Origin of the sequence: Sphaerisporangium sp. TRM90804 (assembly GCF_029846175.1) — a bacterium.
Taxonomy (GTDB): Bacteria; Actinomycetota; Actinomycetes; order Streptosporangiales; family Streptosporangiaceae; genus Sphaerisporangium.
The window spans coordinates 164,071-177,613 of sequence record NZ_JARWAC010000031.1 but is presented as its reverse complement, the minus strand read 5'-3'; the positions used below and the strand labels follow the sequence as shown (position 1 = coordinate 177,613).

The 13,543-nt window shown below is 72.4% G+C and carries 11 protein-coding genes; 9 read left to right on the top strand and 2 right to left on the bottom strand.

What is annotated here, in order from left to right; translation table 11 throughout:
- Nucleotides 1–87: 87 nt before the first annotated feature.
- The 8 genes from steA to pssA all read left to right on the top strand — a co-directional run bounded on the left by steA (nucleotide 88) and on the right by pssA (nucleotide 9,055).
- Nucleotides 88–1,284, top strand: coding sequence for a putative cytokinetic ring protein SteA (gene steA / locus PYR91_RS33135; protein ID WP_279786387.1), 1,197 nt, complete (start codon nucleotides 88–90; stop codon nucleotides 1,282–1,284).
- A complete protein-coding gene (locus PYR91_RS33130; RefSeq protein ID WP_279786385.1) occupies nucleotides 1,281–2,258 on the top strand; it encodes a copper transporter in 978 nt (325 codons plus the stop codon). The genes steA and PYR91_RS33130 overlap by 4 nt, the downstream gene beginning before the upstream one ends.
- A gap of 66 nt (nucleotides 2,259–2,324) precedes the next feature.
- Nucleotides 2,325–3,194 carry a hypothetical protein gene (locus tag PYR91_RS33125; protein WP_279786370.1) on the top strand — a complete coding sequence of 290 codons (870 nt, stop codon included), beginning with the start codon at nucleotides 2,325–2,327 and terminating at the stop codon, nucleotides 3,192–3,194.
- Nucleotides 3,191–5,083 (top strand): lipid II flippase MurJ, encoded by a 1,893-nt coding sequence (locus PYR91_RS33120; RefSeq protein WP_279786368.1) that lies wholly within the window; start codon nucleotides 3,191–3,193, stop codon nucleotides 5,081–5,083. The genes PYR91_RS33125 and PYR91_RS33120 overlap by 4 nt, the downstream gene beginning before the upstream one ends.
- Complete coding sequence (locus tag PYR91_RS33115; RefSeq protein WP_279786366.1) at nucleotides 5,076–6,245, top strand: glycosyltransferase family 4 protein; 1,170 nt, start codon at nucleotides 5,076–5,078, stop codon at nucleotides 6,243–6,245. Before PYR91_RS33120 ends, PYR91_RS33115 begins: the two co-directional genes overlap by 8 nt.
- A 228-nt stretch (nucleotides 6,246–6,473) precedes the next feature.
- Nucleotides 6,474–7,457, top strand: a complete 984-nt coding sequence (locus PYR91_RS33110) for a TerC family protein (protein WP_279786364.1) — start codon at nucleotides 6,474–6,476, stop codon at nucleotides 7,455–7,457.
- Between the two features lie 124 nt (nucleotides 7,458–7,581).
- Nucleotides 7,582–8,229 (top strand): phosphatidylserine decarboxylase, encoded by a 648-nt coding sequence (locus tag PYR91_RS33105; protein WP_279786362.1) that lies wholly within the window; start codon nucleotides 7,582–7,584, stop codon nucleotides 8,227–8,229.
- Nucleotides 8,216–9,055 carry a CDP-diacylglycerol--serine O-phosphatidyltransferase gene (gene pssA, locus PYR91_RS33100; RefSeq protein WP_279786360.1) on the top strand — a complete coding sequence of 280 codons (840 nt, stop codon included), beginning with the start codon at nucleotides 8,216–8,218 and terminating at the stop codon, nucleotides 9,053–9,055. Before PYR91_RS33105 ends, pssA begins: the two co-directional genes overlap by 14 nt.
- A gap of 58 nt (nucleotides 9,056–9,113) precedes the next feature.
- Here pssA and PYR91_RS33095 read toward each other — a convergent pair whose 3' ends face one another.
- Together PYR91_RS33095 and PYR91_RS33090 are read right to left on the bottom strand one after the other, a co-directional pair.
- Nucleotides 9,114–9,758 carry an MBL fold metallo-hydrolase gene (locus PYR91_RS33095; protein ID WP_279786357.1) on the bottom strand — a complete coding sequence of 215 codons (645 nt, stop codon included), beginning with the start codon at nucleotides 9,756–9,758 and terminating at the stop codon, nucleotides 9,114–9,116.
- Entirely contained in the window at nucleotides 9,737–10,564 is an 828-nt protein-coding gene (locus PYR91_RS33090; RefSeq protein WP_279786355.1) for a maleylpyruvate isomerase family mycothiol-dependent enzyme, read from the bottom strand. Before PYR91_RS33090 ends, PYR91_RS33095 begins: the two co-directional genes overlap by 22 nt.
- 132 nt (nucleotides 10,565–10,696) lie before the next feature.
- On the opposite strand from PYR91_RS33090, the gene uvrA reads away from it, so the two are divergent.
- Nucleotides 10,697–13,537 (top strand): excinuclease ABC subunit UvrA, encoded by a 2,841-nt coding sequence (gene uvrA, locus PYR91_RS33085; RefSeq protein ID WP_279786353.1) that lies wholly within the window; start codon nucleotides 10,697–10,699, stop codon nucleotides 13,535–13,537.
- Nucleotides 13,538–13,543 lie beyond the last annotated feature (6 nt).

Here is a 13,543-nt window from a genome sequence, read left to right as displayed (position 1 = left end):
GCCGGGCGGGAGGCGGCGACAGTGACAAATCTGACACGCCGAAAAGGGCGGCCATCCTGGTCGCACGCTCTGGCAGGATGGTCTGTGATGAAGGTGCCGACCATGAAGGTTCAGCGCCTCCGCCGAAGGAAGGCGTCAGACCTTCCCGGGGTGACGGCAGTGGCGAGGATCGACCGTCGGACCAAGAGCCTGACCAAGCGTCTCAGGCCGGGGGAGATCGCGATCATCGATCACGTCGACGTCGACCGTGTGAGCGCGGAGGCCCTTGTCGCGTGCGGCGTTTCCGCCGTGGTCAACGTCGCCGTGAGCATCAGCGGGCGCTACCCCAACCTCGGGCCGCAGATCCTGGTCGAGGCCGGGGTCACCCTGATCGACAACGCCGGCCCCGAGCTGTTCGACCGCGTGCGCGAGGGTGACGTCGTGCGTGTCCACGAGGGCGTGGTGTACCTCGACGACGAGCCCGCCGGCAAGGGCGAGCCGCTCACGTCCGAGAGCATCTCCGCCGCGATGACCGAGGCGCGGGCGGGGCTGTCGGTGCAGATCGAAGACTTCGCCATGAACACCATGGAGTACATCCGGCGCGAGCGCGACCTGCTGATCGACGGCGTCGGCGTGCCCCCCATCCGCACCTCCATCGAGGGCCGCCACGTCCTCGTCGTCGTGCGTGGCTACCACTACAAAGAGGACATCGCCACCCTGCGCCCCTACATCCGCGAGTTCCGCCCGGTGCTCATCGGCGTGGACGGCGGCGCGGACGCCCTCATGGAGGCGGGCTACGTGCCCGACGTCATCGTGGGCGACTTCGACTCGGTCTCGGAACGCGCCCTGTGCAGCGGCGCCGAGCTGGTCGTGCACGCCTACCGCGACGGCCGGGCGCCCGGCCTGGAGCGCGTCCACCTGCTCGGCCAGGAGGCCGTGGTGTTCCCGGCCACCGGCACCAGCGAGGACATCGCGATGCTGCTCGCCGACGACATGGGCGCGAGCCTCATCGTCGCGGTGGGCACCCACGCCACCCTGGTGGAGTTCCTCGACAAGGGCCGGTCGGGCATGGCCAGCACCTTCCTCACGCGGCTGCGCGTGGGCAGCAAGCTGGTCGACGCCAAAGGGGTGAGCAGGCTCTACCGCAGCCGCATCTCCGTCGGCTCGCTGCTGCTTCTCGTCGCCACCGCCCTCCTCACCGTCGCCGTGGTGCTCTGGTTCTCCCCGATGGGCAAGATCTGGCTCAACGGGCTCCAGGACGCCTGGAACGGCTTCATCTTCTGGTTGGTCGGGCTGTTCTCGTGATCGATTTCCGCTACCACATCGTCTCCATCGTCGCGATCTTCCTCGCGCTGGCCATCGGCATCGTGCTGGGCAGCACCGTGCTGAACGCCCCGCTGGTGAGGCTCACCGAGGAGACCGCCGCGCGCCTGCAGGCCAACAACACCAAGTTGCAGGACGACGTCGCGCGCGCGCGCACCCGGGGCGCCGCCAGCGACGCCTTCCTCACCGAGCGCCTGCCTCAGCTCGTGCAGACGTCGCTGGCGGGGGAGCGCGTCCTGGTGGTCGAGGCCCCCGGCGCCGACTCCCGGCTGCGCGAGCCGCTCCAGCAGGTGCTCCTGGCGGCGGGCGCGACGCTCAGCGGCCAGGTCGTGCTCAACGAGCGGTTCGTCGACGTCAGCCAGTCGGCGGTGATCGACCAGCTCGCCACCACCGCCAAGCCCGCCGACCTCGCCTTCGCCGCCAACGCCACGCCGTACGACAAGGTCGCGGCGGTGCTGGGCAGCGCGGTCATGACCAACGACAAGGCGCAGTCCGGCAAGGAGAACCCGGGGGCGACCGGCGTGCTCGACGCGTTGGAGAGCGACGGCCTGCTCAGCGTGGAGGGCGACCCCGCCAAGCGCGCCACCCTGGCCGTCCTGGTGCCCCCGGCCGTCCCCTTCGAGGGCAAGGACGCCGAGGCGCAGACCACCGCGATCGTCTCGATGGCCGGCGGGCTGGACGAGGCCGGCGAGGGAGCCGTCGTCGCCGGAGTGGTCCCGACCTCCACGGCCGCCGGCGTCATCGCCGCGGTGCGGGAGTCCGGCGACATGTCCACGAGGGTGTCGACCGTCGACAACGTCGATATGGCCTTCGGCCGCGCCGTGGTGGTCTACGCTCTGCGGGAACAGGTGGCCGGGGACTCCGATCAGTACGGTCTCGGCTCGGACGCCGCCTCGGTGGCGCCGATCCCCTCGCCGACCCCCACGCCCACCCCTGACGCCGGCTCGGGCGGCTGATCCGCCCGACCACCCGCACGCGCCCGGCCCGCTCGCCGGGGCGCTCCTGACGAAGAGGCATCTGCTGTGGCCCATCGCTCCTGGCTCGGCGCCCTCGCGGGCGCGGCATTCGGCGCCGTCGCCGCCCGCGCGGCCTACGCCGCCTTCACCCGTCGCCCGCCCATCGGCGACGAGAAGACCTGGACCCGCACCAACCATCGCGGGGAGCCGCTCACCCTGCTCGAAGGTCCCGCGCTGGTGGCCGGCGCCGCCGCGGCGGCAGCCCTCACGCCCGGAGTGCCAGCCCGGGCGCGCGCCGCGGCCGTGCTCGCGGGCCTGGGCGGCGGCGCGCTCGGCGCGTACGACGACCTGTGGGGTGCGACCTCGTCCAAAGGGTTCAAGGGCCACCTGACGGCCCTGGCCAGGGGCGAGGTCACCAGCGGCGCCGTGAAGATCCTCGGCATCGGCGCCTCCGGCGTCGCCGCCGCCGCGCTCCTGTCCGGCCGCACGCGGCACCCCGGCGCCCTGCGGGCCGCCGACGTGCTGCTGGACGGCGCCGTGATCGCCGGGAGCGCCAACCTGGCGAACCTCTTCGACCTGCGTCCCGGGCGCGCGATCAAGGTCGGCGCGCTCGCGGGCGCCCCGTTGCTCGCCGCGTCGCTCGCCAAGGGGGACGCCGCGGGCGCCGCCCTCGCCGCCGTGCCGCTCGGCGCGGGCGCCGCACTGCTGGGGGAGGATCTCGGCGAGCGGGCCATGCTCGGCGACGCCGGGGCCAACGCGCTCGGCGCGATGCTCGGGGTCGCCGCGGTGGCCACCCTCGGCCGCCCGGCGCGGCTGGCCCTGCTGGGCGCCGTGGCCGGGCTGACCGCCGCCTCCGAGAAGATCAGCTTCACCAAGGTCATCGCCGGCAACCCGGTGCTGCATCGGCTCGACATGCTGGGCCGCCGTCCCGCATGAGCAGGCGGCTGGGGCAGGGTCTGGCCACCGCGGCGGTCCTGATCGGGGTCATCACGATCCTGGCGCGGGTCGTCGGCTTCGCCAAACAGCTCGTCCTGGCCCGCACGGTCGGCATGGACTGCCTGGCCACGGCCTACTTCACTGCCAACCAGGTGCCGAACATGGTCTTCGAGGTCGTCGTGGGCGGCGCGCTGGCCGGAATGGTCGTCCCCGTGCTCGCGGGCGCCGCCGCCCGGGGCACGGGGGGCCAGCGGGAGGGCCCGGCCGGCGCGGACGCCGCCGAGGCGCGCGCGAGAGCCGGCTGGATCACCTCGGCGCTGCTCACGTGGGTGCTGGTGGTGCTGGTGCCGCTGAGCGTCCTGACGGCGGTCGCGGCCGGGCCGGTGATCGGCCTGCTGGCCGGCGAGGTCGGCGGGTGTGAGACCGGCGACCTCACGGCCGTGGCCACACGCATGCTGGTCGTCTTCGCCCCCCAGATCCCCCTGTACGGGCTGGCCGTCGTGCTGTACGGCGTCCTGCAGGCGCACCGCCGCTTCGCCGGCCCGGCGGTGGCGCCGCTGGTGTCCAGCCTGGTGGTGATCGTCGCCTACCTGGCGTTCCCGCCGCTCAGCGGCGGGGTGACCGAGCCGCTGTCGGCGGTCCCGCGGCCCGCCGAGCTGGCCCTGTCGGTGGGCACCACGCTGGGCGTCGTCGCGCTGGTGGTCACGGTGATCGGTCCCGCCTCCCGGCTGCGGCTGCCGCTGCGCCCCACCCTGCGGTTCCCCGAGGGCGTGGCCGTCCGGGTCCGCCGGCTGGCGCTGGCCGGGCTGGGCGCCCTGGTCGCGCAGCAGGCGGCCATGGCGCTGGTCGTCTGGCTGGCCAACCACGAGGTCGGGGCGGGTGGCATCGCCGGCTACAACTACGCGTGGGCCGTCTACCAGGTGCCGTACGCCGTGCTCGCCGTCCCCATCGCCACCAGCGCGTTCCCGGCCCTGTCCGCCTCGGCCGAGCGCGCCGACCACGGGGCCTTCGCCGCCCTGTCCGCCCGCACCACCCGGGCCGTCGTGCTGGTGTCCGGGCTGGCGGCGGGCGCGCTGGCGGCCGTGGCGGTCCCGGTCGCGGTGGTCTTCGCCGAGGGCATGGCCGGCGGCGTGCGCGCGGACGAGCTGGCCCGCACGATCGCCCTGTTCGCGCCGGGGCTGGTCGGGTACGGGCTGGTGGCCCACCTCAGCCGCGTCCTGTACGCCCAGGGGCGCGGGAGGGCCGCGTCGGGTGGCACGATATTCGGCTGGCTGGTGGTCATGGTGGCCCAGACCATCCTGGTCATCACCCTTCCCGCCCCGTGGAAGCTGGGCGGCCTGGCCCTCGGCGGCACCGTCGGCATGACCGCCGCGGGGGCGGTGCTCCTGTGGCTGGTGGCCCGATCCAACGGCGCGCGGACGCTCGCCGGGGTCGCCAGGGCGCTGGCGGCCGCCGTGCTGGGCGGCGGGGCGGGCTTCCTCGCCGGGTACCGGCTCAGCGCCCTCCTGGACGCCCGGGGGCCGGTCGCGGGGGCCGGAGTGGCGGCGCTGGCGGGCCTGGCCGCGGTCGCGGCCGGCCTGGCCGTCGCGGCCCTGGCCGACCGGAGGTCCCTGGCGGCGCTGCTGTCGCGGGCCCGCCGCGGGCGTCCGGGCCCGGGCGGCGCCCCGGGCACCGGCGACGGCGAGGGGGGCGACGGGGACGACGGGGGCGGCGGCTCGGGCCACGATCGCGGGGGTGCGGTCGCTGGGAACGAAGATCCTGACGCAGGGGAAGGCATCCCTGGCGGGAGAGACGCCCCCGGCGGGGAAGACGTCCGTGACGGGGAGGACAGCGGCCGGGGGGCCGGCGGGGGAGCACGGGTCAGGGAGAGGACCGACACAGATGCGTGAACCGGGGTCGCGTGTGTTGCTCGTGCTGGGGACGAGCGCCGGAGGGGTCGGGCGGCACGTACGGATGCTGGCCGACGGGCTGTCCCGCGAGGGGCACCCGGTCGTCGTGGCCGGGCCCGCCGGCACCGAGGAGGCGTTCGGGTTCTCCGCCGTCGCCCGGTTCGCGCGGGTGCCGGTCTCCGACCGGCCCCGCCCGCTGAGCGACCTGCGCGCGGTGTGGCGGCTCCGGGCGCTCGCCGCGGGCGCGGACGTCGTGCACGCCCACGGGCTGCGCGCCGGGGCGCTGGCCGCCCTGGCCCTGGCCGGACGCCGCACGTTCCTGGTGGTGACGCTGCACAACGCGCTGACCGCCGGGGGCGCGGTCGGCGCCGTGTACGAGGCCCTGGAGCGCGTCGTCGCGAGAAGGGCCGACCAGGTGCTGGTCGTCGCCCCCGACCTGGGCGAGCGCATGGCCGCCCGGGGCGCCCGGAGCGTCGCGGCGGCCGTCGTCCCCGCGCCTCCGCTGTCCCCGCCCCGCAGAACCCCCGCCGAGGTCCGCGCCGAACTGGCGGGCCTGGAGGCGGCGCAGCCGCAGGCGCGGCACGTCACGTCCGGGCGCCCGGTGGTGCTGACGGTCGCCCGGCTGGCGCAGCAGAAGGGCCTGGAGACGCTACTGGAGGCCGCGGCCGGGCCGTACGACGCCGAGCCGCTGTTCGTGGTGGCGGGCGACGGGCCGCTGCGCGCGGAGTTGCAGGAGCGCGTCGACGCCGGCGGCCTGCCCGTCCTGCTGCTGGGCGACCGGTCCGACGTCGCCGACCTGCTGCAGGTGGCCAGCGCCCTGGTGGTGCCGAGCCGGTGGGAGGGGCAGCCGCTGAGCGTCCAGGAGGCGCTGCGGTCCGGCACGCCGGTCGTCGGCACGGCGGTCGGCGGCGTTCCCGCCATGGTCGGCGACGCCGGCCTGCTCGTGCCGCCGGGGGACGCGGCGGCGCTGCGCCGGGAGATCGCCCGGCTGCTGGCCGACCCGGTGCTGGCCGCCCGGCTGGCGGCGTCGGCCGTCGCCCGCCCGTTGCCGGACGAGCAGGACGCGCTGCGGGCCGTCCTGCGGGCGTACGCCGTCCCGGCGGCCCGGCGCGGCGCCCGCTCCCCGGCCGCCGACGGGGGCCCCGACAGGGGCCCCTTCTGACCTGCGTTGACGCGCGCCGCGCGACGTCTGGCGGCGCCGACGGGCAAAGCCGGATTAGGTGAGGCTTATACGCTCCCCTATACTCCTCCTCTTAGGGGGGGAGTATCCCTTCGCGACAGCCTCGTCATCACGGCGCGTCAATACGGCGCTCCCGGGGTTGCCGGTCCGCACCCAGGCGCGGGCGGGAGAGACCTCCGGCACTTTTGACGCGGGCCGGAGGTTTTTGATTTGGACGTATCCGTGTGGGCTTGGGTAGCCGTCATCGGAGGGCTGCTCCTAGTAATCGCCATCGATCTGTGGATTGTCGACAGAGGCGAGCCACGCGAGTTCTCCCTCCGGCAGGCCGGGTTCTGGGTCAGCCTCTACGTCACACTGGCCGTGTTGTTCGGCGTCAGCATGATCTTCTGGGCCGGGCCGGCCCGCGCCGGAGAGTTCTTCGCCGGATACCTGACCGAATACAGCCTGAGCATCGACAACCTGTTCGTCTTCTACATCATCATGGGCCGCTTCGCCGTTCCCCGCCTGTACCAGCACAAGGTGCTGCTGGTGGGCATCCTGCTCGCCCTGGTGATGCGCGGCATCTTCATCGCCGTCGGCGCCGCCGCCCTGGAGCGCTTCAGCTGGCTGTTCTACGTGTTCGGCGCCTTCCTGATCTACACCGCCGCCAACATGCTGCGCGGGCACGACCAGGAGGAGTTCAAGGAGAACGTGCTCCTGCGCTGGGTGCGCCGGGTCTTCCCCACGACCGACGGCTTCGTGGGCTCCAAGGTCACCGTCAAGGTCGACGGCAGGCGCATGGTCACCCCGATGCTGATCGTCATGATCGCGATCGGCACCACCGACCTGCTGTTCGCCCTCGACTCGATTCCCGCGATCTTCGGGCTCACCAAGGACGCCTTCATCGTCTTCACCGCGAACGCGTTCGCCCTGATGGGACTACGTCAGCTCTACTTCCTGCTGGGTGGTCTGCTGCAGCGGCTGGTGTACATCAGCTATGGTTTGTCGTTCATTCTGGCGTTCATCGGGGTTAAGCTCGTTCTCGAGGCCTTGCACATGCACGGTTTCTCCTGGGCGCCGGCGGTACCGATCTGGGTCTCCCTCTCGATCATCGGCGCCACGATGGTGATCACCACCGTGGCCAGCCTGATCAAGGTGAGGCGTGACAAGCGGGCGGGTGACACCACCACTCCGGCGAAGGTCTCCCAGGGGTAGCGAAATGGTGGACGAGGCGCTTTGCTTGTCTCGTATCGCCGATGTCTGCCTGTATGACGGGTAGCATTCGCCGACAAGTCACGAAGCGTTCGTCCTCTAGCCGCGAATACCACAAAGGTTCCCTGTGTCCAACGATTCGCCTAGTCACGGTCGCCGCCGGATCCGGCTGGCACGTGGCGTCTCACCCTGGCTCGCTCCGGCCGTCGCAGCCTCCGCCGTCTCGGCGGCCATGGCCCGGCGCTCCCGCGGGTGGGCGGTGGCGGCCGTGCCGCTGACCGCCCTCGCCGGGGCCATGGTCTGGTTCTTCCGCGACCCCGACAGGCAGCCCGGCGACGGTCTGGTGCTGAGCCCGGCCGACGGCGTCGTGCAGAGCATCGACCCCCAGCCCGACGGGCGCACGCGCGTGGCCATCTTCATGAGCCCGCTCGACGTGCACGTGAACCGCGCGCCGCTGGACGGCACGGTCACCTCCATCCGGCACGTGGCCGGTGGTTACCGTCCGGCGTTCAACAAGGACAGCGACCAGAACGAGCGCGTGGTGTGGCACTTCGCCACGGCCCTGGGGGACATCGAGCTGGTGCAGATCGCGGGCGCGGTGGCGCGCCGCATCATGCCGTACCTCGGCGAGGGCGCCAAGGTCGAGCAGGGCCAGCGGATCGGCCTGATCCGCTTCGGCTCACGGGTGGACATCTATCTCCCGGCAGGTACGACCCCGGCGGTGACCGTGGGGCAGCGGACGACGGCAGGAGTGACTCGCGTTGACCACGGCTGACGCAGGCTGGTCCATGGAAGAGGTCGACGAGGCGGAGGAGCCGCGGGGCCCGGTGGGCAAGGCCTTCCGCCTGTCGGCCGCCGACTCCCTCTCCCTGGGCAACGCCATGTGCGGGTTCCTGGCGGTCTGCGTGCTCGCCTGGTCGGCGATCTCGCAGCTTCAGGCGGGCGGCGAGTTCCGCCCCGATCCCCGCTACTTCGCGACCGCGGTGGTGCTGCTGCTGATCGGCGCCACCTGCGACCTGTTCGACGGCCTGGTCGCCAGGAAGTTCCGCGCCTCGGCCATGGGCGCCGAGCTCGACAACCTCGCCGACGTCATCAGCTTCGGCTTCGCGCCCGCGTTCATGGTCGTCGCGTGGGCGGGCTTCTCCAACAAGCTCCCGCTGTGGATCGTGCTGTGCGCCGCCGTCTCGCTGCTCGTGGCCGGCGTCGTCCGGCTTGCGCGGTTCGCGTGCGTCAAGACCAAGAGCGGCGACTTCATGGGCCTTCCGATCCCCATGGGCGCGATGACCGTGGTGTCGATCGTCCTGCTGTTCGAGCCGTCTTACGCGACGGTGGTCGGCATCTTCGCGGTGGCCTGGCTCATGGTCAGCCGCATCGAGTACCCCAAGCCGAAGGGCAACCTGGCGGCCGTCGTGCTGGCGTGGATCATGGTCAACGTCGCCTGCCTGATCATCTGGGCCGCCGACCTGTCCGGCGGCGACGCGCTGATCAAGATCGGCGCGTCCATGCAGATCGCCCTGGTCTCGGCGATCCCGCTGCGCGTGCTGATGTTCAAGCGCGAGCAGCGCAAGGAGCGCAAGGAGACCGGCAGCCTCGTCGGCTAGCGGCCACCCGCGCCGTCCCGGGCCCCGCCTTCGCGGAGCCCGGGACGGCGTACGCGTCTCACCAGCCGCGCGACCGCCACTCGGGCAGCGCGGGGCGCTCGGCGCCGAGCGTGGTGTCCTTGCCGTGGCCGGGGTACACCCATGTCTGGTCGGGCAGCCGGTCGAACACGCGCTCGGCCACGTCGGTGTAGAGCTGGTCGAAGCGGGCGGCGTCCCCCTCGGTGTTGCCCACGCCGCCGGGGAACAGCGAGTCGCCGGTGAAGATGTGCGTGTCCTGGTAGAGCAGCGCGATCGACCCCGGGGTGTGGCCGCGCAGGTGGACGACGTCCAGCGTCACGACGCCGACCGTCACCTTGTCGCCGTGCTCCACGGGCTGGGTGACCGGGACCGGCAGCTCGGGGGCGTCCAGGGGATGGGCGACGATCTGCGCGCCGGTCGCCTCGGCCACCTCCGCGAGGGCCAGCCAGTGGTCCTGGTGGCGGTGGGTGGTGACGATCTTGCTGATCGGCTCGCCGCCGATGAGGTCGAGCAGCCGGGGGGCGTCGGCGGCCGCGTCGATGAGCACGCCGTCGCCGGTCTCGCGGCAGCGCACGAGGTAGGCGTTGTTGCCGAAGTCTCCCACCTCCACCTTGCTGATCGTCAGGTCCGGCAGCTCCCGCACATCGGCGGGGCCGCCGGCTGTCACGTCACCGGTGTAAGGCATGGGTACTCCTCAGGTGGTGTCGCCGGGAGGCCCCTGGGGGCCGAGATCGTGAGCCACGGCGGCGCCGCCGGGGGCTCACCCGCCAGCCTAGGCCCCTCCTCGGACGGGTGATCGCCTGACCCGGCGTCCCGCACGACGAGGCCTCCGGCCTCCCCCTCGCCGGCGCCGAGGCGGCCGCAGACCCAGGCGAGGAGCGTCCGGTCGGGCCCATCCACGAGCGGGCCCTCGCCTAGGCCCGTCCAGACGCGGCCCAGGGCGCGGACGGCGCCGACGCGGCTCCGCTCGTGCGGCCAGGTCACCAGCGCGTCGTGCAGCTCGCGCCGGACGAAGCCCTCGGGCCAGTCGGCCCAGGTGTAGCCCACGCCGAGATCGGAGTGGTGGATCTCCACCTCGCGGATGCGGCGGGCGAGCACGTACCAGGCCGGATGCTCCGGAGGCCGCAGGCCGGAGACGGTGGCGGCCCAGGCCTCCGGCGGCATCCGCAGGGCGTAGTCGTCGAAACGGGCGGCGCCGTCGGCGAGGTCGGCGTGCTGCTCCTTCGCGGAGCGTCCGGCGCCTTCGGCTATCTCGGCGTCCCGGGCTTCGGCCGTTGGGTACTGTGGGGTGTACACACCTGTCTTGGCCCAGGTCAGGAGGTTGAGCAGGCTGTCCCCGTTGCGTGCGACGTGCACGAGCACGTGGCCGAGGGTCCAGCCCGGCAGCAGGGAGGGTGCCGCGATGTCGCGGTCGGACAGCGTGGCGGCGGTGGCGAGCAGCCTGTTCGTGGCCGCGGAGAGTTCGGCCTGAAGATCGTCGAGAGCGGTCATGCTAAACATCATCACCGGTAACGTCCGCGCGAAGGAAAACTGTCGGACCCCCTCGTTAGAGTGGCGGCGACTAGTCAGAGGTGGCCCTGTTACGGCTGCCGTGGATCCGAAACCCGACATGAGAGATCTGCTGTGGCCGACCGCTTGATCGTTCGTGGCGCCCGCGAACACAACCTCAAGGACGTCTCGCTCGACCTCCCGCGAGACGCTCTCATCGTCTTCACCGGCCTGTCCGGCTCGGGCAAGTCGAGCCTGGCCTTCGACACCATCTTCGCCGAGGGTCAGCGGCGGTACGTCGAGTCGCTCTCGGCCTACGCCCGCCAGTTCCTCGGCCAGATGGACAAGCCCGACGTCGACTTCATCGAGGGCCTGTCCCCGGCCGTCTCGATCGACCAGAAGTCCACCTCGCGCAACCCCCGGTCGACCGTCGGCACCATCACCGAGGTGTACGACTACCTGCGCCTGCTCTGGGCGCGCATCGGCAAGCCGCACTGCCCCCAGTGCGCGCGCCCCATCGCGCGCCAGACCCCGCAGCAGATCGTCGACCGCGTGCTCGAACTGCCCGAGGGCACGCGCTTCCAGGTGATGGCTCCGGTGATCCGCGGCCGCAAGGGCGAGTACGGCGAGCTGTTCCGCGAGCTGCAGACCAAGGGCTTCGCGCGGGCGCGGGTCGACGGCACGGTGGTCAGGCTGGAGGAGCCGCCCACCCTCAAGAAGTACGAGAAGCACGACATCGAGGTCATCGTCGACCGCCTGTCGGTGAAGGACGGCGCGCGCCGCCGCCTCACCGACTCGGTGGAGACCGCGCTGCAGCTCTCCGGCGGCACGATCACGCTCGACTTCGTCGACCTCCCCGAGGGCGACCCCGGCCGCGAGCGGTTCTACTCCGAGCACCTGTACTGCCCGTACGACGACCTGTCGTTCGAGGAGCTGGAGCCGAGGTCCTTCTCCTTCAACTCCCCGTTCGGCGCCTGCCCCGACTGCACGGGCCTCGGCACCCGCATGGAGGTCGACCCCGAGCTGGTGGTGCCCGATCCCGAGAGATCCCTCGGCGACGGCGCCATCTCCCCGTGGGCCGGCGGGCACACCAGCGACTACTTCGTCCGGCTGGTCGAGGCCCTGGGCCACGCCATCGGGTTCGATCTCGACACCCCGTGGGAGCGGCTGCCCAAGGAGGCGCAGAAGTCGCTCCTGCGCGGCCACGACGAGCAGGTCCACGTCCGCTACAGCAACCGTTACGGGCGCCAGCGCTCCTACTACACGACCTTCGAGGGCGTCATCCCGTGGGTCCAGCGGCGGCACGCCGAGGCCGAGAGCGACTCCTCGCGCGAGCGCTTCGAGGGGTTCATGCGGGAGATCCCCTGCCCCACCTGCAAGGGCGCCCGCCTGAAGCCGGTCTCGCTGGCGGTCACGGTGAGCGAGAGGTCCATCGCCGAGATCTCGGGCATGTCGATCGGCGAGTGCGCCGGGTTCCTCGGGGAGCTCCGCCTGTCCGAGCGCGACATGCAGATCGCCGAGCGCGTGGTCAAGGAGATCAACGCCCGGCTCGGGTTCCTGCTCGACGTCGGCCTCGACTACCTCACCCTCGACCGCGCGGCCGGCACGCTGGCCGGCGGGGAGGCGCAGCGCATCCGCCTGGCCACCCAGATCGGCTCGGGCCTGGTCGGCGTGCTGTACGTCCTGGACGAGCCGTCGATCGGGCTGCACCAGCGTGACAACCAGCGCCTGCTCGACACCCTCATCCGCCTGCGCGACATGGGCAACACGCTGATCGTCGTCGAGCACGACGAGGACACCATCGCCGCCGCCGACTGGGTGGTCGACATCGGGCCCGGCGCGGGCGAGCACGGCGGGCAGGTCGTGGTCTCCGGCACCGTGGAGGAGCTGCTCGCCAGCGAGCACTCCATGACCGGCGCCTACCTGTCGGGCCGCAGGAGCATCGACGTCCCCGCGAGCCGCCGCAAGCGCGACGCCAAGCGCAAGCTGGTGGTCAAGGGCGCCAGGGAGCACAACCTCAAGGGCGTCGACGTCGAGTTCCCGCTCGGCGTGTTCACCGCCGTCACGGGCGTGTCGGGGTCGGGCAAGTCCACGCTGGTCAACGACATCCTGTACAACGCCCTGGCCAAGGAGCTCAACGGCGCCAGGACGGTCCCCGGCCGCCACTCCCGGGTCACCGGCACCGACCAGGTCGACAAGGTGGTCCACGTCGACCAGAGCCCGATCGGCCGCACCCCCCGTTCCAACCCCGCGACCTACACCGGGGTCTTCGACCACGTGCGCAAGCTGTTCGCCTCCACCACCGAGGCGAAGATCCGCGGCTACATGCCCGGCAGGTTCAGCTTCAACGTCAAGGGCGGCCGGTGCGAGGCCTGCTCGGGCGACGGCACCATCAAGATCGAGATGAACTTCCTGCCCGACGTCTACGTCCCCTGCGAGGTCTGCCACGGCGCCCGCTACAACCGGGAGACCCTGGAGGTCCACTACAAGGGCAAGACGATCTCCGAGGTGCTCGACATGCCGATCGAGGAGGCGCTGGAGTTCTTCGACGCCATCCCGCCGATCAAGCGGCACCTGAAGACCCTCAACGACGTCGGCCTGGGGTACGTGCGGCTGGGCCAGCCCGCCACCACGCTGTCCGGCGGTGAGGCCCAGCGCGTCAAGCTCGCCTCCGAGCTGCAGCGCCGCTCCACCGGCCGCACGGTGTACGTCCTGGACGAGCCCACCACCGGCCTGCACTTCGAGGACATCCGCAAGCTGCTCGGCGTGCTCGGCCGCCTGGTCGACGGCGGCAACACGGTGATCGTCATCGAGCACAACCTCGACGTCATCAAGACCGCCGACTGGGTGATCGACATGGGCCCCGAGGGCGGCTCCCGCGGCGGGCTCGTCCTGGCGACGGGCACCCCCGAGCAGGTCGCCCGGGTCGAGGACAGCCACACCGGCCGCTTCCTGAGCAAGGTCCTCGGAGCCTGACCCGCC

Coding starts and splice junctions, on each gene's coding strand:
- PYR91_RS33120 (WP_279786368.1), top strand. CDS start 3,191: ATGAGCAGGCGGCTGGGGCAGGGTCTGGCCACCGCGGCGGTCCTGATC.
- PYR91_RS33115 (WP_279786366.1), top strand. CDS start 5,076: ATGCGTGAACCGGGGTCGCGTGTGTTGCTCGTGCTGGGGACGAGCGCC.
- PYR91_RS33095 (WP_279786357.1), bottom strand. CDS start 9,758: ATGCCTTACACCGGTGACGTGACAGCCGGCGGCCCCGCCGATGTGCGG.
- steA (WP_279786387.1), top strand. CDS start 88: ATGAAGGTGCCGACCATGAAGGTTCAGCGCCTCCGCCGAAGGAAGGCG.
- PYR91_RS33090 (WP_279786355.1), bottom strand. CDS start 10,564: ATGACCGCTCTCGACGATCTTCAGGCCGAACTCTCCGCGGCCACGAAC.